The sequence below is a fragment of the Hyphomicrobium denitrificans ATCC 51888 genome, from assembly GCF_000143145.1.
GTDB lineage: Bacteria > Pseudomonadota > Alphaproteobacteria > Rhizobiales > Hyphomicrobiaceae > Hyphomicrobium_B > Hyphomicrobium_B denitrificans.
Window position 1 is genome coordinate 2,300,733 of sequence record NC_014313.1, and the last position, 19,793, is coordinate 2,320,525.

Sequence of the window (19,793 nt, forward strand, 5' to 3'; positions counted from 1 at the left end):
CGCAGATTAAAGTCAAACGGGGTGCGGCTATGCGACGGAACGATCCCCGCCACCGGATTTAGCGCGAGCGGTCACGCGGATCGCGGTCACGTTCGCGCTCCCGCGGGCCTGCCCCCGATCCGATGTTTGCGGACGGCTCCAGCGGGGTCATGCTTTCGAGGCCACGCAGAAGCTGCTCTTCCGTCATCACGTCGACCTGCGTATCGGTCGACAGGTCATCGCGGCCCAGCATCGGCGCACGGCGATCCGGCGGCAGAAGCGGCGCAGCGACGGCTTCCGGCTCGTCGACCTCGGTGTTCTTCTGGATCGATGAAATGAGCGTCTCACGCATGTCGTCGGGCGAGAGCATCTTTTCGGCGATTTCGCGCAACGCGATGACGGGGTTCTTGTCGTCGTCGGGAGCGATCGTGATGGCGCTGCCGTTGGTGATGGCGCGGGCCCGGTGTGCCGCAAGGAGAACCAGCTCAAAACGGTTAGGAATTTTGTCGACGCAATCTTCGACAGTAACGCGAGCCATGAGGGCTGACCTTCCCTTGGTTAACTATCGGCTGCTCAATTGGAATGAGGGCGCAAACAATCTCTCGGACCGCTTTACAGCGCCATGTGCCGGTTTCTTTCGCATCTTATCGTGAAAAACGCAAGCTCACTTGACCGAAATCGTTGCGCGACGGTCCAGGTTATCGTTGCTTCAGTCTGGGTTTCGAGCCAAATTGAGCAGACTATATGTCACAATTGTTAATTGTGACGATAATCTGATATCGATGTATCTACGCTGTAGAGCGCTTTGACTCCCTGCCCGGCACGGCGTTCGTTGCCAACGAGGAAGAATTTCTTCCATCGATACTTCCGGCGACGTTGTTGGACATTGTTTAATTTCGAAATGGCATCAGGGATCGGCCATGCATTTTTATCCTACAGAACGTATCGCGCTATTCATCGACGGCGCTAATCTTTACGCGACCGCAAAGTCACTCGGTTTCGACATCGACTACAAGCGTCTGCTCGGCCTGTTCCGGCAGAAGGGCCAGCTTGTCAGGGCTCTCTATTATACGGCGCTGGCCGAAGAGCAGGAATATTCCTCGATCCGCCCGCTGATCGACTGGCTGGACTACAATGGCTTCTCGATGGTGACGAAGCCGACGAAGGAATTCACCGACGCGACCGGCCGTCGTAAAGTTAAAGGCAACATGGACATCGAGCTCACTGTCGATGCCATGCTCCTCGCAGACAGCCTCGACCACATCGTTATTTTCTCGGGCGACGGAGATTTCCGCAGCCTCGTTGCGGCCCTTCAGCAGAAGGGCAAGCGCGTCAGCGTCATCTCGACGTTGCAGACGCAGCCGCCGATGGTCGCCGACGAGTTGCGCCGTCAGGCCGATCAATTTATCGATCTTGCGGATCTAGAGGATCAGGTCGGTAGGGCGCAGAATGGTCGTGGACCGCGTGAAAGCTCGCGGAGCTATGCAGGACGGGGATCGCCTCAGTCTCCCCGCGATGCCAGCTATTTTGGAGACGACGACCTCGCGGAAGAGGAAGTCTGAGCGACCGGCCCTCTCGGAAGGTCTTTGACGCATGGCGGGCGTGCTGACGGCTGACGGTGTTGGACCCGAGGCCCCCGTCAAATGCGGACGCTGTCCGCGCCTTGTCGCGTATCGCCGCGATAACGAAGCCAAAGAGCCGTCGTGGTTCAATGGCGCCGTGCCGTCGTTCGGCGATCCGAAGGCCCGGCTTCTGATCGTGGGATTGGCGCCCGGACGCAACGGCGCCAACCGGACCGGTCGGCCTTTCACCGGCGACTACGCCGGCGATCTTCTCTATGCGACGCTGCTGGCTTACGGATTCGCGCGCGGCAACTATCAAGCCCGCAGCGACGATGGGCTAAAGCTCGTCGACTGCATGATCACGAACGCAGTGCGCTGCGTTCCGCCGGAAAACAAACCCGAACCCAAAGAAATCGCGACCTGCCGCCCATTTTTCCAGTCGCGTCTCGGCCATCTGCCGCGAATGGAGATCATGCTCGCGCTCGGACGGATCGCGCATGATCAGGTTTTGACGACGCTCGGAAAGCGTAAAGCGTTATTTCCGTTCGCTCACGGGGCGCGCCACGAGATCGAACCGGGGCGCGTGCTGTTCGATAGCTTCCACTGCTCGCGCTACAATACCAACACGGGCCGGCTGACGCCCGCGATGTTCGAAGCCGTGTTCGAGGATATCAGGCGCGCGCTTGATTGAGCGACTGCAGCAGCTCGCGCGCGTGCGTCGTCGGCGGATGCACCGGATAGACCACCCGATAAATCACGCCGTTTTTCACGATCATCGTCAGCCGTTTGAGATACGTGACCCCGCCCGTTTCGAAGCGCGGCAGTTTCAGCGCATCGGCAAATGCGAGATCTTCGTCGCTGAGCAGCAGATAGGGAATTCCCGCGCGAAGAGCGAATTGGTGCTGCTCGGCGTGTGATTGCGCGCTCAGGCCGAAGACCTCGTAGCCGAGCAATTCGAACTCGGCATAACAATCGCGAAAGCCTTCGGCTTCGGGCGTCGAGCCGTGTGCGCCTGCAATGGTGTCCCAGCCGGGCGGGTTCGGCGCGCCGGGCGTTCCCGTCATCGGATAGACGAAGACGACGGCGCGCTCCTGATAGCGTGCGAGATTGACGTTCGCGCCGCGTGTGGCGGGCAGCGAAACGTCCGGCAGGCGCGTTCCGGCGATGATGTGTTCAGCCGCGCCATCGTCGACGGGTGCAGGCCAAGGCCAAGCATCGTTCGTGTCAGATGTCTGCGACATGGCTCAGCCCCGGTCGCGCATGAGGCGCGCCTTCTGCCGGTTCCAATCGCGCTTGGCTGCGTCCTGTCGCTTGTCGGATTGGTTCTTGCCCTGAGCGAGGCCGACTTTGACTTTCGCCCTGCCCTTCTCGTTGAAATAAAGTTCGAGCGGCACGAGTGTCATGCCCTTGCGCTCGACGGCGATCGCGATCTTGTGGATCTCTTTCGCATGCATCAGGAGGCGGCGCTTGCGGCGCGGCTCGTGCGGGAACAGCGAAGCGCCCGGATATTCGGCGATGTAGCTGTTGATCAGCCAGACCCCCTGATCCTCGACGGACGCGTAGCTTTCGGCAATGTTCGACTGACCACGCCGCAAAGACTTCACCTCCGAGCCGAGCAGCTCGATGCCGGCTTCCCAGCTGTCGGTGATGAAGTATTCGTGCCGTGCTTTGCGGTTCTCGGCGACAAGCGTGCTGCCGTCGTCGCGTTTCGCGGCCATCTTTCAACAAACTCCAGGCGCGTTCTATTCGGCCGCTCGGGCGTCGATCAGATCGAGATCGCTCAGCACCTGGTCGACGGCCTTGCGCGCGGCGTCCGAAATCGGAACCATCGGCAGGCGCATCTCACCGGTACCGAAGCCCAGTCTCGAGACCGCGTACTTCGCCGGCCCCGGATTGCTTTCGATAAACATGACCTCGTGCAGGGGCATCAAGCGATCCTGAAGCGCGAGTGCTTTCTTGAAATCGCCAGCGAGGCACGCGTTCTGGAACTCGGCGCAGAGACGCGGCGCGACGTTCGAGGCAACGGAGATGCATCCCGCGCCGCCGTGCGCCATGAAGCCGAGGGCGGTCGCGTCTTCGCCGGAGAGCTGACAGAAATCCGGCCCGAGAGCCGCGCGCGTTTGCGAGGGTCGCGCGAGATTGGCCGTCGCGTCCTTCACGCCAACGACATTCTTCAGCTCGTAACAGCGCGCCATCGTCTGCACCGACATGTCGACGACGGAGCGGCCTGGAATGTTGTAAATGATGATCGGGATATTGATCGCGTCGTTGATCGCCTTGAAGTGCTGATAAAGCCCTTCCTGACTCGGCTTATTGTAATAGGGCGTCACGATCAGAACCGCGTCGGATCCGACCTTTTCAGCATACTGCGAAAGCTCGACAGCTTCGTCCGTCGAGTTGGAGCCGGTTCCGGCGAGGACGGGCACACGCTTTTTCGCGGTCGTGACGCACAGTTCGATGACGCGCTTGTGCTCGTCGAAATCGAGCGTCGGGCTCTCGCCTGTGGTTCCAACCGGGACGAGGCCGTGCGAGCCTTCCGCGATCTGCCACTCTACAAACCGCGTGAAGGCCGCTTCATCGACCTGGCCATTTCTGAAAGGCGTGATGAGCGCCGTAATCGAACCTTTAAACATGCATGCGCCTTGATTTGCGTTCCGGAGCGAGCTGCGGCCGGAAGAGTCGACGAACCCCGGTTGTAGGCGTCAACTGATGAACTTGTCCTAAATAGCCCCGTCAACGCGAGCCACGCTGTTGCCGCACGGACGTGCGACCCCGTCCGTTAAGCGCTTGCGTCCGCAGTCATCCCACCGCTTAATGCGTCGGTACGAACCCTTTTAGGTGCAAGCTCAATGACATTAAGCGCTCGTCAGGCTTGCTGCAAGATCGTGCATCCCTGCGTCCCACCGAATGAGAGACGATGCCTCTAAACCCTGCTGTGGCAACGCCAAATCTCCTTCGTGCCGGCGCTCTGGCGAGCGTCGCGGCATGCTGTCTGGCGATGCTCTGCCTTGCCGTTGCGCCGCCCGTTTTCGCCGACTCACCCTGGAGCGACGTCGCCGCGCCCCGGCCGCTTCCCGACGAGCAGAAGCAGCTCGATAAGCTCCGCTCGGCGCTCGCCCCCGTGTTGTCGGCCGAACCATCCGCCGAGGACGCCAAAAGCCTGCGGGAGGCCGTCGCAGCGGTCGGCGCTCAGAACGACGATCGGTTCAATGCTGCCAAGGCCAATATTTCCGATCCCGTAGCGCGGAAGCTCGCCGACTGGATCAGGCTGCGCGCCGGGCTCGGCGATCCGGCCGAGTATCAGGCTTTTCTGAAAAACAATCCGCGCTGGCCATCGCGGGCGATGCTCGTTCAGCGTCTGGAAGAGGCGCTCTTCACCAAGGGTGGAAGCTCCGGCGCGATCAAAAGCTATTTCGCAAGCGCGGAACCGCAGACGGGTGCCGGGACTGCGGCGCTCGCATCCGCCTATCTCGCGGAAGGCAACACGTCGAAGGCGCGATCTCTCGCCGCCAAGACGTGGCGCGAGACGACGCTTCCTCCGGCATTGGAAAACGGTTTTCTCGCGCGCTTCGGAAAGCTTCTGACGGCGGACGATCACAAATGGCGCTTCGATCGACTCGTCACGGATGATGTGCGTTTTGCCGACAATCGCGCCGCGCGCGTTGCCGCCGCACGCCGTCTCATTCCGCTGTTGCCGAACTCGGAGCAGAAAAAAGCGACCGCGCGGCTCGCGGTCTTCGACAAGGCCAAGAATGCGCATGCGCTGATGGGTGCGCTTGCCGACCACGACGACAGTGACGCGGGACTGACGTTCCATCGCGCGCAGGTTCTACGCAAAGCAGGCAATATCGACGAAGCAGCCGAACTCATTCTCTCGGTGCCGCCCGATCCGAAAAAGATCGCGGAACTCGACGAGTGGTGGGCAGAGCGCCGCGAGTTGGCCTACGGCGCGTTGAAGCTTGGCAAGGCGAAGCTTGCCTATCGCCTCACCCGCGATGCCGGTCCTTTGACGGTCAATCCGCTCAAAGAGCAGACGTTCATGGCGGGATGGATCGCGTTTCGCTACCTGAACAACATCGACGCCGCCGAGAAGCATTTTCGCGCCATGGCGGCAGCTGCTGACGGACCGCTGAGCGTAGCGAAGGCGCAATATTGGCTCGGGCGCGTTGCAGATGCGCGGGGCGACAAGGCTGCCGCGACGAAGGCTTACCGGCTCGCGGCGCAGAACACCGACACGTTCCACGGATTGCTCGCGATGCAGATGCTGCAGCCGGGACGAACGTCGCTCGAGATCAAGCCGCCCGCGTATCCGTCGCCCGACCAGATCCGCAAGTTCATGGCGGATGATGCGACGAAGGCGCTGGTGCTGGCTTCGAAAGCGAAGCTGTCTCGCCTTTACACGCGCAGCTTCCTCGTTGCCCTGCACTCCGCGACGTCGAACGAAGCCGAAGCCGGAATGGTCGCCTACGTCGCGCGCGCGATCGGCGATCCGCAGATGTCGCTGCGCATCGGCAAAACCGCCGTCGCCAAAGGCCAGAACCTGCTGACATATGCGTATCCCGTCACGGCGTTCCCCAGCTACAAGCCGCTGCGCAAGCCGCCGGAACTCGCCCTGCTGCTCGGCCTCGCGCGTCAGGAAACCGAGTTCGACTCGCAGATCGTCTCCGGCGCCGGAGCTAAAGGCTTGCTGCAGATCATGCCGGGCACGGCGCGCCACGTTTGTCGCGATTACAGAATGAAATGCGATCTCTCGCGCCTGCTCTCAGACACACGCTACAACGTCACCCTCGCGTCGGCCTACATCGCCGACCGCATGGATGACTTCGACGGCTCGTACGTGCTTGGTCTGACAGGTTACAACGCCGGCCCCGGACGCGCGCGCCAGTGGATGAAAGAAAACGGCGATCCGCGCGAAGCCCGCGTCGACACCATCGATTGGATCGAGCGTATTCCGATTACCGAGACGCGCGATTACGTGACGAAGGTTCTCGCGAACATCCAGATCTATCGCGCGCGCCTCGGATATTCGAAGAACGCGCTCCGCCTGCAGCAGGATCTCGTTCGCGCACCGGATCATGGGAAAGCTCCGAGCAGCAGCCAGATGCGCACGAACACCGCCAGCGACAACGAAGGCTAGAGCCTTTCCGGAAGCACTCTAGGGGGAGACAACGCGACGATGCCGGCAGCCGCTCAAGGATTTGAAGAGATCTATTTCACGTCCCAGGACGGGCTGCGTCTCTACGGCCGTCATTATCCGGCTTTGAACCCGAGCGGCGCGCGGCCGATCGTATGCCTCGCCGGGCTCACGCGAAACAGCCGTGACTTTCACACGATCGCATTGGCGCTGAGCGGTAGCGGCAGCCCGCAGCGCGATGTCTTCACGCTCGATACGCGCGGGCGTGGCCTCTCGCAGTACGATGACGATTGGAAGAATTACGCCGTCCCGATCGAGATGCAGGACGTGATCGACTACATGATCATGCTCGGGCTCAGAGACGCGGGCATCATCGGCACGTCGCGCGGCGGGCTGATCGCGATGGTGCTTGCGGCGGTGCAGCCGTCGCTTATCGGCGCGGTCGTACTCAACGACATCGGTCCGGTCATCGAAATGGACGGGCTGTCGCGCATCGCGGGTTATGTCGGACGCGTTCCGGTTCCGAAAAGCTGGGCTGACGCAACGCGCATTGTGCTCGATCTGACGCGGCGCGATTTTCCGAACCTTTCGGAGGCCGACGCAGAAGCCGTCGCGCGGCAGCTATTCAATGAGAAAAACGGAAAGCCGGTCAGCGGCTATGACGCGAAGCTCGCAAAATGCCTCTCGGTGCTCGACGGTCCGATGCCGCAGCTCTGGCCGCAATTCGAAGCGCTGAAGCGCGTGCCGCTACTCGTCGTGCGGGGCGGCAACTCCGACCTCCTGTCCGAAGCAACGGTCGAAGAAATGCGGCGGCGGCATCCACGCATGACGTCGGTCACCGCGCCGAACGAAGGCCACGCACCGCTGCTGCGCGACGAGCCGACGATCTCCGCGATCGCGTCCTTCTTCGCGCAGTCGGACGACGCGAACGCCGACAGGCGCTATGGAATTTTGACCCGAAGCGATTTCAGTCACGTCTCGCGGCTGGTGTCGACCTCGCCGCGATCGACACGGCGCGAGAATTCCGTCTGACCGCCATTCAGAAGAATCCGCGCCTGCTCGACCCAGCCCTCGCGTTCGATGCGGCCCTTGAATTCCAAGATCTGACTGACGCGATCAATCTCGCCGCTCGTCCAGTTCGCGATCTGCTCGTAGCGCGTGACGCCCATCGCGTTGAGGCGTTTCTCGATCAAGACGCCAACGCCGCGGATGCGTTTCAGGTCATCTTGCGGACCCTGGCTTGCGGCCGGCATCGGCCTCGGCGGCTCGAGTTCGCTTTCGGAAGTCGTCGTTTGTGCCGCCGCGGCCTCTTTGACCTTGATGGCCTCCGACAGCTTCGCGGGCATCGAAATTTTCGGATCGACCTTGGCCAGCGGCGAAATCGGTTCGATCGGCTTCAGACCCCGCGTCACGCTTGCCGATGCAGCGGCGATCGCGGCAGCGGCGGCGGCGGCCATTTCCGCGACCGAGCGGCCGTGGATCGCGGCGGCGACACCGGAAAGCTGAGGCTCCCGGTCCTGCTCGGCAACCGCCGGCGCAGATTTGTTCGCCTCGGATGCTGATGCCTCGTTCGGTGACGATTGCTGTTTATCTTCGACCGTCTCGGCCGCTTGCGAGGCGGGCGCATCTGCGATCGGCGCGGCAGCCAGCTTTTCGGCGGCGGCGGCCTTGAGCGCGGCTATGCGATTGCGCGAGTAGTAGGTCTCTCCGCCCTTCGCCAGAATTTGCGCCTGCTCGACCCATTGCTCGCGATCGATGCGGCCGGGAATATCGAGCAATCCGCTGACGCGTTTAACGTCCGCAGCGCCCCACGCGGCGATGTGCTCGAAGCTGTCGATGCCTTCGTGCTTCAGCCGTTGCTCGAGATCGGCATCGATGGCGCGGATGCGCTGGAAATCATCGCCGCCTTCGATCGGCTGACGGACGACCGGTTTCGGAGCAATCAGAGGCACCGAAGGAACAGGTGCTTCGGCCTGCTCGGGTTCGTGCGCTTCCGGTTCTTCGATTTCGACGTCTTGGCGCTCGGGTTCTTCGTCTTCGATAAACTCGTCGTGATCGGCGTCGATCGGTTTTTCGTGACGATCTTCAACGCGGTCTTCGATTTCCTCGTAGACGATATCTTCCGGCTCATCGTCGCGTTTTTCGATGACGCTCAACGGCTCAGCGATCTCGGCGTCGTGGTGCGGCTCGCGCTCCTCCTGCGCCTCTGCCTCGTGCTGGGGCTCGGCCTCATGCTCAGGCTGGGGCTCGGGTGCCGGCTCTTGAGCAGGCCGCCTTGCGAACGAGCTAATCGAAGCCGCAGCTGCGGCCTTGGCGGCAGCAACAGCGGCTGCGGCTGCCGACGTCGTTGCATCGCTCAGTCGCGAGGCGAGGCGCGCCGGTCTTTCGCGTGCTTCGACGACCGGTTCGGGCTCGCGCACGATGTCGGCGATTTCGGCTGCCGGTTCGTAGGGTTCCGGTTCGAGTTCGGGCTCGGGTTCGGGTTCGAAGACAATCGGTTCGGGCGGTGGCGGCGGCAGTTCGGGTTCCGGCTCCGGCGGTGGGCCGTAGCTTCCAGGCTGATAGGCTCCGGTCACGGGCTTCAGAACAACAGGGCGAATTTCGGGGATCGCTCGTCGCGGCATCCCTTCGTTCAAATCAGGCCCCATCAGCGCGCGTTCGAAGCGCGACGGATCGACGAGTTTCGGCAGCGGACGAGGCTCAGGACGGCGGATGACATCGATCCTCGGCTGCACGGGATCGATCGGCCTCGGAACGACCGGCGGAGCGAAGGATCTGGTCGGCGCCGCCCGCGGCGCGGCGGCTGCGACAGGCGCATAATGCGGCGCGTCGAACTCCGCCGGAACTCCAGCGTAAGCAACTTCCGTCTGGCGCGAACCCATCAGGGCGCGCTTCACCGTGCACGCGACGAACGCGCCGAGAAAATAGGACGCGAGCAGAAGCAGGAATGTTTGCAACAACAGATACGTCATGTCCGGACGGGCTCCGTCATGCCGCCAACCATGAAGGCGATCGCATGTTTCAAGGCTATTCCTCCCGGCATGCGAGCCAGCCCGTGACCAGTCCGAGCGCGAACGCCAGCGCGATCCACCAGATGAGCTTCACAAACAGATAATCCATGAACCCGGTCCTCGAAGCGACTGTGCCTGCTCAATTGACTTTGACGTTGAATTCGATGCGGCGATTTTTGGCGCGGCCGGTCTCCGTCGCGTTATCGGCGACCGGACGGGTTGCGCCGTAGCCGATCGTCGACAAACGGCGCGCGCTCACACCATTCTGAGTGAGAAAATCGGCGACCGCTCGCGCGCGACGATCCGAAAGCCGCTGATTGCGCTCGTCGGTGCCTTCGGCGTCGGTGTGGCCTTCGATTTCGATGCTGAAAGACGGACATTCGTTGGCGACTTCGACGAGATCGCGCAGCGTCTGCGTGCTGTCGGAGGTCAAATCCGCCTTGGCACGCTCGAAGTTGATCGTTCCTTTCGCCGATGTCTGGCGCATCAGCGTCTGGCAGCTGTCGGCGGCTTTTTCCTCGCCCGTCATCACGGTGATCGCGTCGCGGACCTTGAAGCCCGGCGGCAGATCGGTCGACAGGACGCTGCGAATTTCATCGGCGACGCGTTCGCTTTCGGCGGCGCCTTGGATCATCACCTCTTTGCCGGACATCTCGACATCGCCACGCCTGAGCCGCGCGAGCTGTTCGAGCGCGACGCGCGTTGCCGACTGCCACGGTTCGGGCGGGGCTCCGACAATCTTCATCTGATCGGTGATGCTTTCGCCGGGATAAATGCGTTGCGCCGTCTCGATGACGCGCACGCGGGCGGGATCGTCCGGCACATCGCCTTCGAGCGTGATCATACCGTTCGGCGCGCGCGTCGCTTTCCAGGCGAGGTCCGTTTTCATTTTGCCGACGAAGGCGACGTTGACCGTCGTTTCGCAGGTCTGTCCGGCCGCCGCCTTGACATCTCCGGCCACCGATTGCGACGTCGCGTAGTCGTCCGTCTCGCCGGTAAGCTCGAGCTTGCGATCGGACAGCAGCGACTTGCCTTTGGTCAGCCGCGAGAGCGATGCGAGGCCTGCGACGACGCACTGCTGCCAGCCCTCGGGTGCTCCGGGAGCCACCTGCGTCTTGTCGTTCACCGCGCGTCCCGGGAAGCGTGCCTTGACCGCGTCGACGAGCGCCGCCCTCGCCGCCTGGCTCGGCGTCATGCCGATGACATCGATCGCCGCGCCATTGTTGACGATGCCCATTACGTAGCCGGAGCCTGCGGGAAAGAGATCGGGTTTCGGATAGCGGATGCGGTCGACGATCTTGAAGTTCTGCGGCACGTCGAGTTTCAGCGAACGGCTCACGGCCGCCGCCACTTGCTCGTCGGCGGCTTCACCCGAGAACGTCAAATCTCTGCCGCTGAACGCGACGTCACCCGATTTCAGCTGTGCCAATTGCTCGAGCGCGATGACGACGGCCTTTTCCCAGCCATCGGGCGCGCCGTCGGCGATGTCGGTGCGGTCAGTGAATGACATCTTGCCGAAGAGCGTCTTGGCGCGCGCAACCAATCGGCCTCGAACGTCATCGCCCGGCGCGTAGCCTTCGATCAGGAAGCCGTCGCCGCCCTTGCGCGCGTTCCAGGTGTAGGGCCGCGCCATCGGCAAGCTGATTTTTTCATCCGCAAGCGCGACGCGGGGCGGCCTCTGCTTGGCGAGCGCCGTCTTTGCGCGACGGTACGCATCCGAAGTCGCGGCTTCGCCTCGCATGGAGAGATCGAGTTCAGCGAGTTCGGCCTCGCCTCGTTTCAACCCGGCCAGCGTCTTCAAACTGAACTGCGCGCCGGCGAGCCACGCATCGGGATCGACTGAGCCGCGTGCGAGGCGCATGCCGTCGCTGACGGCCGCAGACGGAAACGCGGCTTTCGCTGTATCGAGCAAAGACCGTCGCGCCTGTTCCGATGGAACGTCGCCCGCCAGCCGCAGCCGTCCCGCGCCATCCGACGCCACTGACCAATGATAATTTGCGACGTGCTCGATGAGCCCCGACCGGTTGTATGCGACGCGCACGCCCCAAACGTTGCGTGCGTGTCCTTCGGCCAGCATCGGGCCGCGTTCCTCGGGCGCTTTGCCGGTGAGAACGATATCGCGGCCGCTGACGTGCGGGGTCGCCCAGGTGAGGTTGGCGCGCTTCAATGCTTCCGAGGTGCGGCGCGCGAGATCGCTTTCGATGTCTTCGTGCTGAACTTGCACGGCCACCCAGCTCAGCGCCGCAATCGGGACAATGCCCAATAGCCAATAGAGGGGATTGCAGCGCATTCGCACGCGACTCCGAAACAAAAGGCAACGCGGAGTCACGACCGTGCGGCCAATGCCCCACACCAAGAAGAGCGATGTGCCTATCGCCCGACCCGTGGCTGGACTTTGAACCGAGCGGACCCCCGCAGGCACTATAAACAAGAGCCGACACCATTCCAAGCCAAGGCTGGAAGAGCCAACTTCCTATAACGCACTGAAATTATGTGATATTTTTGGCCATTTTATGCCGCCCGCAACTGCGCTCGCGAAGTGTGGCGCGGCGGTCATGGCGAATTGTGTTCACGGCGGGCGTAATTGCTGACGGGCGGATCAGGTCGCATCCTTGGCGGGAGAGGGTGCGAAGGTGATTTCCGGTGTCTCCAATCCTGCGTCATGCAAAGCGCGCGACAGCGCGTCGGCAGACGCCTCGCCGCTCGCCGACGACACGGCAATGAGGCGAACGACGCGTTCGCCGTTTCTTGCTGCGTCAACGATCCTCTCGACCGTCGCACCGCTTGCGCCGGGATCAACGGAGACCCGCTGCGCTTCACGGCGTGCAAAATCGAGAACGGCGGGCGGAACCGCCGGGTCAAAGAAAATCATGTCGGCCATGCGAAAGACGCGCAGGGCGCGGAGTGTCAGCGTATCGGCGTCGTCGCCGACGTTGACGATCGCGACGGAGGACGGCGCTTTACCGGGTGAACGTGCAAGCTCGTCGAAGTCGGCCTCGCGCGGTTCGCGCTGCGCCTCACGCATGGCGAGATCGACAAAGCGGTTCCAGAACTTGCGCTTTGCTGCGGGCGTGTCGCCGAGCTGGCCGCCTTTCGTGCGCCAAACCTTCGCCACCTCGACCCAGCGCTTCAAACCATCGGGCAACAGCGCTTCGACAAGCGACCTGATCGCCTGAGCCAAGACCGGCGCGGCGCCGTCGGTCGAAATCGAAAGAACCAGCGGCGAGCGATTGACGATCGCGCCAAACTGAAAGTCGCAGAATGCCGGACGGTCGACGACGTTGACGGGTGCGCCAGCTGCACGCGCCGCGGCGGCGAACGCAGCGGCGTCTTCATCGTCCTCGCTGGCGCCGATGGCGATCGCGGCATCTGCAAGATCAGCTGGTGTCCATCGCCTTGAATTCAGTCTCACCGAACCGTTCGGCGGCGCCGATGCGAGCGCTTCGAAGCCATCGACAAAGGTTTCCGCGTAGACTTCGACGTGGGCGCCTGTCGCGGCCAAAAGCTCGGCTTTCCAGAGCGCGGGCTCATTGCCGCCAGCGACGACGGCGCGCTTCCCAGCGAGCTTGAAGAATACGGGCAATGTCGCGAGCGCCTGCATGCGCTCGGGGCGCGATCGCGCGCTTTTTTTCTGCGTGTCCTCTAGCTCGGATGTCTGCATCACGTCGGTTTCGATCGATCTCGGCGTCGGTCCTAGGCGGCATCAAACGCCGCGCTCGGATGATCATACACGACCCGGCCGATCCCGCACCCGGGCAGGAGTTCGCGGTCCCGCCCGGTTCGGTTGTTCTGCTTTAGCGGCCGCTACTGCTGGTGCCCGATGGCCCAGACGTAGCTCGCAACAGCCGTCAGTTCGCCGTCCGAAAGCGTCACCCCACCCATCGGGGGCATCGCGCCCGGATGCTGCTTCGGCTCGGGCACGCCGTCCTTGATGGTGCCGGTGAGAGCGGCAAAGCTACCGTCGCTCCAAAGCCATTTGCCGGTGTTCAGCGCCGGGCCAACGGGCGTTCCAATTCCATCGGCTCCGTGGCAGCCGGAGCAGGTCGCGCCAGCTTCTTCGCCGTGAAAGATTTTCTTGCCAAGCGCGACCTGCTCGGCAGTCGCGCCTTCCGGAACGGGCAGCGCGGCTTCCTTGCCTGCATCGGGATGCACGCCTTCCGGCGGCGTAGCGCCGGGAGACGTTGCGGCCGCGACCGCAGGGGCTGGCGCCGCTTCGACGCCAACGCCCGCATCGCCCGAGAACGTAACGCGCCAAACGCGGCCGCCTGCATCATCCGTTATGAACAGTGCACCATCCGGTGCAACGGCGAGTCCAGACGGACGATGTGCTGCGCGTCCCGGATCCTTATGACGGCCTGCGAACCCATCCGCGAAGACAACGTAATCGCCCGAGGGTTTGCCGTCCGCGAGCGGCTGGAACACGACATTGTAGCCCGCTTGCGGTGATGGCGCGCGGTTCCATGATCCATGAAAAGCGATAAACGCACCGCCCACGTAGGCTTTCGGGAAGTGCGAGCCCTTATAGATCTTGAGATCGTTTGGAGCCCAATGCGCGGGATATGCCGCGATCGGTCCTTCCGCTTTATCGCAGTCGCCGATTTTCTTGCCGCCATCGCCGCCGTATTCGGGAGCCTGAACGGACTTCTTCTGGACCGGATCGTAATAGCACTTGGGCCAGCCGTACCACGCGTCCTTCTTGACGATCATGACTTCTTCAGCGGGAAGCTCGAAGCCCTGCGCGGCGGTGTACAGCTTCGGCCAGTTTTCATGCAGCTGATCGCGGCCATGCTGGGTGGAATAGAAACGGCCAGCGGCATCGAAATCCAGGCCTTCGGGATTGCGGATGCCAGACGCATAACGCTCTTTCGCCGAGAAAACCTGTCCCGGCTTGTTCGCGTCATAGCGCCAGATGCCGGCACGCGTTTCCATTTCGGTGCAAGGATCGTTGCCGAGCGAGTGCGGCATGCGATTTTTGATTTCGCATGTGTTGGTCGCCGAGCCCATCGCAACGAACAGATTGCCGTCGGCATCGATCGCGATCGGATGCATCGGATGATCGCCGGTGAGAGGCATGCCGCTCAGGATCGTCTCGGACTTGGCGTCAGGCGCAGGCGCGCCCTTGCTGATGTCGTAGCGCACGACCTGATCGTTGATCTCGGCGTAGAGCCAGTTCTTATAAAGGGCGATGCCCGTGCCGCCGTGACCGCCCTCAGCGAAGGTCGGGCCGAAGCGGGAGACGACATCCGCTACGCCCGTTCCTTTGGTGTCTTTCAACGCGACGAGAAACCCGCCCTCGTGCGGGGTGTCGTTGTTGTAATAGACGCCGCTCCAGGTGTTCAGATAAAGCGTGCCGTCCGGCGCCACCACGGCTTGACGCGCGTGGCCAACTTTGTCCGCGAAGATCGTTGCGCAGAAGCCTTTGGGCAGCGTGATCCCCGCTTCGGATGCGGGACAATCTTTTTCCTGACTGTGGGCGGCGGGAGCAGAGAGCGGCTGCGCCGCAAACAATGCTCCGCCGAGAACCGCGCAATACGCGCCGCGGCTCAATACTCGAATAGCCATCTTACGACTCCTTGCTTCGTTCGCTTCAAGCGTCGTGATCAACGGAGACTACTGGCCCGCAGGAATTCCAACGATCCGGAACGGCAGCGTCGGAGGACCGCTTTTGGCATCGAAGAGGTGTGCGAGCTGGCCTTCGGGAACCCAGTACGTATTTCCGACGAGCGCGACAGATGTCGGACCGGCAAGACCTTCCTTGATCGTCTCGACATTGGCCTCGTCGCCATTCACCGTCAGGCGATCGATGCTGCCGCTTCCTTCTGCCATGATGAAGGATTGACCGCCCGTCGAACGCAAACCATCCGCGAGCTTTAGCGGGCGAGAGGTCTTGAGTTTCGTGATGTTGCCCGGCTTCCCGTCTTTCACATCGACGCGATACAGTTCGGCGTTGGTGTAGGTATTCACATAGAGATTGCCGTCGCCGCCGAATGCGATGCCATCGAGGCCCGCGCCTTCCTTGGGCTGATTGAAGTCCGCACTTTCGAGCCAGACTTCAAGCTCGTTCGATCCGGGCTTGAGGCGCAAAATCTGCGGTGACGATGTGTTCGTGGCGAAAATTGATCCGTCCTCGGCGATCGCAAAATCGTTGCAGATGCTGCCGGCTTTCGGGAACGCGACGCTGAGCTTGCCTTCACCCGTTTTCAGATCGAAACCTTTGATGAAGGTCCCGGGGACCGCACCAGGACCAGGCACGCCGATGCCAGACGCATCGTTCGAGCAGACGAGAAGCAATCCCTTCGCTTCATCGACCAGCACGCCGAACGTCGAGCGCGTGTCGTAGGCTCCGGGCTTGATCCATTCTTCTGCTACCGAAGCGCCGGGCTTGACGCGATAGATGCCACCCGACGCAAGTCCGCTTATATAAAGCGTTCCGTCGGATGCCGCGGCTATGCTTTCCGGATAGACGTTGTTTCCGGGCAGAGCGACGTGCTTCATTTCCTCAGCTGAAGCGGTCGAGATCAGAAATCCCGCCGTCACAACCATCGCTGCTGCCTTAGCCAGACTTCGCCTGTCGATTATCATTTTTCGTTCCACTCCCAATTTCATCTCAGCCGGAGCTTTGCCGCGCGGTGAGGCCGACGACAATGCACGATCATGCGTATCAGCCATAACGACATGGGCATTACGACACCGATATGCATCGTATGGGATTCGTTTTGCGGACAGGGCCGCTACGAAAGCATCAGGTGCCTCGACGCGCGCGGATCATACATACTCGGTTAAAACAACGCGATCCTCGTCATTGCTTTGTCATTTCGCGGCAACTTTTCGACCTGCGGAGCGTTTGACTGCAGATCCGGGAGCGACGTTCCTGGCTAGTTAATGAGGCACCAATGAAAAAATATTTTTGTTCGCTGGCTGCTCTTGGAGCGGCGGCTTTTGTCATGACTGCGGCAGTTCCTGCGGCCGATGCAGGGCCGCGCCACTATCGTGGCAAGCATTACTCGTACGGTAGCGGACACCACGGCTACGGACGGTCTCACCATCGTGGCCGCGGATACTGGCGCAATGGTCGCTGGATCGCGCTCGGAATCGGTGCCGCGATTGCTGCGGGCGCAGCAGGTGCTTACGAACGCGACTGCTATTGGCGGAATGGCTATCGCTACTGCGATTAGGTCCAAAGTCGCAACGAACAAAGCCCCGCGTCTCGCTTTTGAGACCGGGGCTTTTTCGTATCAAGTTCGTCAGCTGTTAAATTGGAAGCTCGGATTCACGCTCAGTCCAATATAGATCGGCAAGACGGTCAAGCAGGTTCGTCGGAAGCGGATGCGTGACGATCTCCGTCTGGAAGTAATCGCCGAGACGGATCGGCTGACTGGCTGCCTCGAAGGGCTGAATCGAGCCGACGTTGTTCGAAACGCCAAGAATGGAATCTCGAACGATACGCGATATGGCCTCGGACCATATCCATACTGCCATCCAGGGATGCACAACGGCCTCCTTTCGCGCTCGTTGTTAAAAGTGATCTGAGCCACTGCGGCTTGACGAGCGCAATTATGCTTCGGGAACCTAAAATGCCTGAGGATGCCATTTTGTTCCAATGAGAGCGCGACTCCACTCGACGTGCGCGCTTGCTTCTCGACATTTGAAATAAATGATCGACGACAGCCGATGGCTAAACCCAATTCAACACAGCGATCACCACACGCAAACGCGATCTGCGCGCGTAAAAAGGGAACCTGCGCGCATTCAGAACGTTGCTTGTTCGAAGTTGTCGCAACAGAGGAGGATGCAAATGAATTGGGATCGTATCGAAGGCAATTGGAAGCAGTTCACCGGCAAGGTCAAAGAGAAGTGGGGCGATCTCACCGATGATGATCTTGCTCGCGTCAACGGAAATCGCGAACAGCTCGAAGGCGTTCTTCAGCAGCGATATGGCTACGCCAAGGACAAGGCGAAAGAGGAAATCGACAACTGGTCGAACGGTCTCTGATCCGTAATTGTCCCCAGTTTTCGAGAGAAGGGTCCGTTCGCGGGCCTTTCTTTTTTGTGAGTCCGATCGGCGTGCGCCACACAGTCAGCGCGAATCTTGTTAGCGATTCTCCCGATGGTGGGGAGAGCAGCGATGGCCAAGACGTTTTTCGCCGACATGATTGCCAACTCCAAGATGGATGGGGCAAACGCGCGTCTGGAAATCGCGCTTTCGGATGCTGCGGGACAAGTTCAAACCGTGAGCCTTGGTCCTGACGCGCTCGCCGCGCTTATCGCGATCGCGTCGCAAGCCGTGCCTGCGGACGCAGCGCGAGCCGGCCGGCTCACGAAACTTCCCACGCGCTATGCCGTCGGACACGGACGCCACGAGCCCGTCGTCATGCTTCGCTTCGAAGACGAACCAGCGTACGGTCTCACCGTTTCGCAAGCGGAAGACATCGCGGAAGCGCTGCTGGAACAAGCCGAAGCCATTGCCGATACGAAATACTGCATGCGCCAATAGTTCTCGGCGACTTGGATGCGTATAGTACGAAAGGCATAGGCTTGATGGACAGCTGGCCGATTCACGGCTCGCGGGGCGCCAGCATTTGGATCAATATGGTTTCTGCCAGGGCTCTCCAGCCCGGCAATCTCCTAGCTGGTGTAGCCCCGGCGGCTTCGTCCGCCGGGGTATTTTTATCGGCGGTCTCATGATGCTGATGCTGGATGCGATGGCGGCGCGATCCAGCGCGGCAACACACCTCCCCGCCGCCCCCGGGTAACGGGGAGGTGCACGGAACGCAGATAATGGCGTCGGCATTCCGTTGATCGCTCGCGAGCTGCGAGCCTGCGTTGGTTCTTTGCACGTCGGATTTCAAATGCGGCCGAGTTGCGGCCGGCACTGACATTGTGATCAAGATTTCGGGTGCCCTGTCGCGCCGCGCGCTCGCGCCCAAAGCGGAACCTGACCGCGCGTTGCACCGTTAGCGAAGCAAACGACATGGGAGCGCGTCATGCGTACGAAAGCGATCAATCAAGTCTATCATGTTCTCAAAGCCGTCTGCGATCTGGAACGCGAACTCAAAAAAGGCGCGCTCTCGGCGACGGTCAATCGCGAGGATTGCTCGGAGCATCTAAAACAGGCTCGCCACCAGCTGCATCAGGTTCTCGACGAAGTTTATGCCTCGGATTTTCGCGCTTCGAAGGCCGCGTGATATCAAGCCGGAGATCGACGCCCGATGGGCAACCCTGAGACTGCGATAGCGACGTGTCTGTCGCGCCTGGAAAACCTCATGCAGTCAGTCGGCCGCCTGCAAAAAGCGCATATTTCCCGCGGTTCCGATCCTTCGAATGAGCGCACGTTTCGCGAGATCCGCTTGGCGAAAGCTGCCATCGAAGCCGATTACGAGGTGCTCAAGTCGAAGCTTAATGAGGTTCGCGCATCACTCGGAAGCGACGAGCAGCGCGCCAAATCACATCGCCGGCAAGCCCTCATGGACAAAGTGTTCACGCGGTAACGCGCGGCGATGGCGCGACAGCCGTGAGGCCAGGGCGTCTCTACTTTTTGCAGATCGAAGCGGGCTGCCACACAAGCTGTTCGTTGCGCGCAACAATTCCCGTCAAACGGTGAAGAATGGCGCCATGCCGATTTTGCAGATCGGTCAACTCCGCAAGCATTCGCTCCTTCTTCGCTTGCGGCAACGAAGTCGCTGGAATTGAAAAAATTTCGACCGATAGCTCGTTAATCACTTCACTATGCCAGAAGATTGCGTCCTCGACGGTGTGAGCGTCGAGTGCTCGCTCGCAGCACGTTTGCAATCGGCTGCGTCTTCCACTGGCGCCCGCGGCAATTGAAAGCGTTAATTTGGACGGCGCCGGCTGCTGGCGGCGGAAGATACGCGTATTCAGGAAAGCCCTGATGTTTCGAGCACGGTGACGCCAAAAAGCGTTATCAGGCTGATCGTGGCGACCTGGATTTGAAGCGCGCGGCATCGGACGGGGCTCCCATTCGTCTGACCGACGCTAGACGCAAGTGACGCTCCGAAGGTTCCCGGCGGCCGGGCATTATCCGGACACCATGCGACGAATAGATCCCAGCCATCGGCCGGGATGAAGTATAGAAAGCCGAGCGCGTCA

At 61.4% G+C, this 19,793-nt stretch carries 20 protein-coding genes; 9 read left to right on the forward strand and 11 right to left on the reverse strand.

The window, feature by feature from the left end:
- Nucleotides 1-58: 58 nt before the first annotated feature.
- A complete protein-coding gene (rpoZ, locus tag HDEN_RS11080; RefSeq protein ID WP_013216204.1) occupies nucleotides 59-517 on the reverse strand; it encodes a DNA-directed RNA polymerase subunit omega in 459 nt (152 codons plus the stop codon).
- Nucleotides 518-899: 382 nt separating this feature from the next.
- Between rpoZ and HDEN_RS11085 the strand changes: the two genes are divergently transcribed.
- Nucleotides 900-1,541 (forward strand): LabA-like NYN domain-containing protein, encoded by a 642-nt coding sequence (locus HDEN_RS11085; protein ID WP_013216205.1) that lies wholly within the window; start codon nucleotides 900-902, stop codon nucleotides 1,539-1,541.
- 31 nt (nucleotides 1,542-1,572) lie between these two features.
- Entirely contained in the window at nucleotides 1,573-2,232 is a 660-nt protein-coding gene (locus tag HDEN_RS11090; RefSeq protein WP_013216206.1) for a uracil-DNA glycosylase, read from the forward strand.
- Here the strand turns inward: HDEN_RS11090 and HDEN_RS11095 are convergent.
- Genes HDEN_RS11095 through dapA form a run of 3 tightly spaced genes read right to left on the reverse strand, consistent with a single transcriptional unit; the run spans nucleotide 2,213 to nucleotide 4,174 of the window.
- A complete protein-coding gene (locus HDEN_RS11095) occupies nucleotides 2,213-2,782 on the reverse strand; it encodes a peroxiredoxin (protein ID WP_013216207.1) in 570 nt (189 codons plus the stop codon). The two genes, HDEN_RS11090 and HDEN_RS11095, sit on opposite strands and share 20 nt — an antisense overlap.
- A gap of 3 nt (nucleotides 2,783-2,785) precedes the next feature.
- Nucleotides 2,786-3,259 (reverse strand): SsrA-binding protein SmpB, encoded by a 474-nt coding sequence (gene smpB / locus HDEN_RS11100; RefSeq protein WP_013216208.1) that lies wholly within the window; start codon nucleotides 3,257-3,259, stop codon nucleotides 2,786-2,788.
- Nucleotides 3,260-3,283: 24 nt separating this feature from the next.
- Nucleotides 3,284-4,174 (reverse strand): 4-hydroxy-tetrahydrodipicolinate synthase, encoded by an 891-nt coding sequence (gene dapA, locus HDEN_RS11105; RefSeq protein WP_013216209.1) that lies wholly within the window; start codon nucleotides 4,172-4,174, stop codon nucleotides 3,284-3,286.
- A gap of 284 nt (nucleotides 4,175-4,458) precedes the next feature.
- Between dapA and HDEN_RS11110 the strand changes: the two genes are divergently transcribed.
- Nucleotides 4,459-6,678, forward strand: coding sequence for a lytic transglycosylase domain-containing protein (locus HDEN_RS11110; RefSeq protein ID WP_013216210.1), 2,220 nt, complete (start codon nucleotides 4,459-4,461; stop codon nucleotides 6,676-6,678).
- Nucleotides 6,679-6,717: 39 nt separating this feature from the next.
- Entirely contained in the window at nucleotides 6,718-7,707 is a 990-nt protein-coding gene (locus tag HDEN_RS11115; RefSeq protein ID WP_013216211.1) for an alpha/beta fold hydrolase, read from the forward strand.
- Here the strand turns inward: HDEN_RS11115 and HDEN_RS11120 are convergent.
- From HDEN_RS11120 to HDEN_RS11140, 5 genes are all read right to left on the reverse strand, one after another.
- Nucleotides 7,647-9,647: a hypothetical protein gene (locus HDEN_RS11120; RefSeq protein ID WP_013216212.1), complete on the reverse strand. Its 2,001-nt coding sequence runs from the start codon at nucleotides 9,645-9,647 to the stop codon at nucleotides 7,647-7,649. The two genes, HDEN_RS11115 and HDEN_RS11120, sit on opposite strands and share 61 nt — an antisense overlap.
- A gap of 178 nt (nucleotides 9,648-9,825) precedes the next feature.
- A complete protein-coding gene (locus tag HDEN_RS11125; RefSeq protein WP_013216214.1) occupies nucleotides 9,826-11,976 on the reverse strand; it encodes an OmpA family protein in 2,151 nt (716 codons plus the stop codon).
- A 309-nt stretch (nucleotides 11,977-12,285) separates the two neighbouring features.
- A complete protein-coding gene (locus HDEN_RS11130) occupies nucleotides 12,286-13,347 on the reverse strand; it encodes a siroheme synthase (RefSeq protein ID WP_013216215.1) in 1,062 nt (353 codons plus the stop codon).
- A gap of 143 nt (nucleotides 13,348-13,490) precedes the next feature.
- Entirely contained in the window at nucleotides 13,491-15,248 is a 1,758-nt protein-coding gene (locus HDEN_RS11135) for a PQQ-dependent sugar dehydrogenase (protein WP_013216216.1), read from the reverse strand.
- Between the two features lie 48 nt (nucleotides 15,249-15,296).
- Nucleotides 15,297-16,268, reverse strand: coding sequence for an SMP-30/gluconolactonase/LRE family protein (locus HDEN_RS11140; protein WP_041922008.1), 972 nt, complete (start codon nucleotides 16,266-16,268; stop codon nucleotides 15,297-15,299).
- Nucleotides 16,269-16,630: 362 nt separating this feature from the next.
- On the opposite strand from HDEN_RS11140, the gene HDEN_RS11145 reads away from it, so the two are divergent.
- Nucleotides 16,631-16,861, forward strand: a complete 231-nt coding sequence (locus HDEN_RS11145; protein WP_245256622.1) for a hypothetical protein — start codon at nucleotides 16,631-16,633, stop codon at nucleotides 16,859-16,861.
- Between the two features lie 76 nt (nucleotides 16,862-16,937).
- On the opposite strand, the gene HDEN_RS11150 is transcribed toward HDEN_RS11145, so the two are convergent.
- Entirely contained in the window at nucleotides 16,938-17,165 is a 228-nt protein-coding gene (locus HDEN_RS11150; protein WP_150103245.1) for a hypothetical protein, read from the reverse strand.
- 316 nt (nucleotides 17,166-17,481) lie between these two features.
- On the opposite strand from HDEN_RS11150, the gene HDEN_RS11155 reads away from it, so the two are divergent.
- The 4 genes from HDEN_RS11155 (at nucleotide 17,482) to HDEN_RS11170 (ending at nucleotide 19,174) form a co-directional block, all read left to right on the forward strand.
- Entirely contained in the window at nucleotides 17,482-17,679 is a 198-nt protein-coding gene (locus HDEN_RS11155; RefSeq protein WP_013216220.1) for a CsbD family protein, read from the forward strand.
- 132 nt (nucleotides 17,680-17,811) lie between these two features.
- Nucleotides 17,812-18,180: a hypothetical protein gene (locus HDEN_RS11160; protein ID WP_013216221.1), complete on the forward strand. Its 369-nt coding sequence runs from the start codon at nucleotides 17,812-17,814 to the stop codon at nucleotides 18,178-18,180.
- Between the two features lie 490 nt (nucleotides 18,181-18,670).
- Nucleotides 18,671-18,871 (forward strand): hypothetical protein, encoded by a 201-nt coding sequence (locus tag HDEN_RS11165; RefSeq protein WP_013216222.1) that lies wholly within the window; start codon nucleotides 18,671-18,673, stop codon nucleotides 18,869-18,871.
- Between the two features lie 24 nt (nucleotides 18,872-18,895).
- Nucleotides 18,896-19,174 (forward strand): hypothetical protein, encoded by a 279-nt coding sequence (locus tag HDEN_RS11170; RefSeq protein ID WP_013216223.1) that lies wholly within the window; start codon nucleotides 18,896-18,898, stop codon nucleotides 19,172-19,174.
- Between the two features lie 40 nt (nucleotides 19,175-19,214).
- Here HDEN_RS11170 and HDEN_RS18190 read toward each other — a convergent pair whose 3' ends face one another.
- Nucleotides 19,215-19,649: a hypothetical protein gene (locus HDEN_RS18190; RefSeq protein WP_150103246.1), complete on the reverse strand. Its 435-nt coding sequence runs from the start codon at nucleotides 19,647-19,649 to the stop codon at nucleotides 19,215-19,217.
- Nucleotides 19,650-19,793: the final 144 nt, after the last annotated feature.

Bases quoted from the DNA above. Each gene is read 5' to 3' on its own strand.
- HDEN_RS11170 (WP_013216223.1), top strand. From the start codon at position 18,896: ATGGGCAACCCTGAGACTGCGATAGCGACGTGTCTGTCGCGCCTGGAA.
- HDEN_RS11115 (WP_013216211.1), top strand. From the start codon at position 6,718: ATGCCGGCAGCCGCTCAAGGATTTGAAGAGATCTATTTCACGTCCCAG.
- HDEN_RS11110 (WP_013216210.1), top strand. From the start codon at position 4,459: ATGCCTCTAAACCCTGCTGTGGCAACGCCAAATCTCCTTCGTGCCGGC.
- rpoZ (WP_013216204.1), bottom strand. From the start codon at position 517: ATGGCTCGCGTTACTGTCGAAGATTGCGTCGACAAAATTCCTAACCGT.
- HDEN_RS18190 (WP_150103246.1), bottom strand. From the start codon at position 19,649: ATGCCGCGCGCTTCAAATCCAGGTCGCCACGATCAGCCTGATAACGCT.
- HDEN_RS11125 (WP_013216214.1), bottom strand. From the start codon at position 11,976: ATGCGCTGCAATCCCCTCTATTGGCTATTGGGCATTGTCCCGATTGCG.
- HDEN_RS11090 (WP_013216206.1), top strand. From the start codon at position 1,573: ATGGCGGGCGTGCTGACGGCTGACGGTGTTGGACCCGAGGCCCCCGTC.
- HDEN_RS11120 (WP_013216212.1), bottom strand. From the start codon at position 9,647: ATGACGTATCTGTTGTTGCAAACATTCCTGCTTCTGCTCGCGTCCTAT.
- HDEN_RS11160 (WP_013216221.1), top strand. From the start codon at position 17,812: ATGGCCAAGACGTTTTTCGCCGACATGATTGCCAACTCCAAGATGGAT.
- HDEN_RS11085 (WP_013216205.1), top strand. From the start codon at position 900: ATGCATTTTTATCCTACAGAACGTATCGCGCTATTCATCGACGGCGCT.
- dapA (WP_013216209.1), bottom strand. From the start codon at position 4,174: ATGTTTAAAGGTTCGATTACGGCGCTCATCACGCCTTTCAGAAATGGC.
- HDEN_RS11135 (WP_013216216.1), bottom strand. From the start codon at position 15,248: ATGGCTATTCGAGTATTGAGCCGCGGCGCGTATTGCGCGGTTCTCGGC.
- HDEN_RS11140 (WP_041922008.1), bottom strand. From the start codon at position 16,268: ATGATAATCGACAGGCGAAGTCTGGCTAAGGCAGCAGCGATGGTTGTG.
- HDEN_RS11150 (WP_150103245.1), bottom strand. From the start codon at position 17,165: ATGGCAGTATGGATATGGTCCGAGGCCATATCGCGTATCGTTCGAGAT.
- HDEN_RS11145 (WP_245256622.1), top strand. From the start codon at position 16,631: ATGACTGCGGCAGTTCCTGCGGCCGATGCAGGGCCGCGCCACTATCGT.
- HDEN_RS11165 (WP_013216222.1), top strand. From the start codon at position 18,671: ATGCGTACGAAAGCGATCAATCAAGTCTATCATGTTCTCAAAGCCGTC.
- smpB (WP_013216208.1), bottom strand. From the start codon at position 3,259: ATGGCCGCGAAACGCGACGACGGCAGCACGCTTGTCGCCGAGAACCGC.
- HDEN_RS11155 (WP_013216220.1), top strand. From the start codon at position 17,482: ATGAATTGGGATCGTATCGAAGGCAATTGGAAGCAGTTCACCGGCAAG.
- HDEN_RS11130 (WP_013216215.1), bottom strand. From the start codon at position 13,347: ATGCAGACATCCGAGCTAGAGGACACGCAGAAAAAAAGCGCGCGATCG.
- HDEN_RS11095 (WP_013216207.1), bottom strand. From the start codon at position 2,782: ATGTCGCAGACATCTGACACGAACGATGCTTGGCCTTGGCCTGCACCC.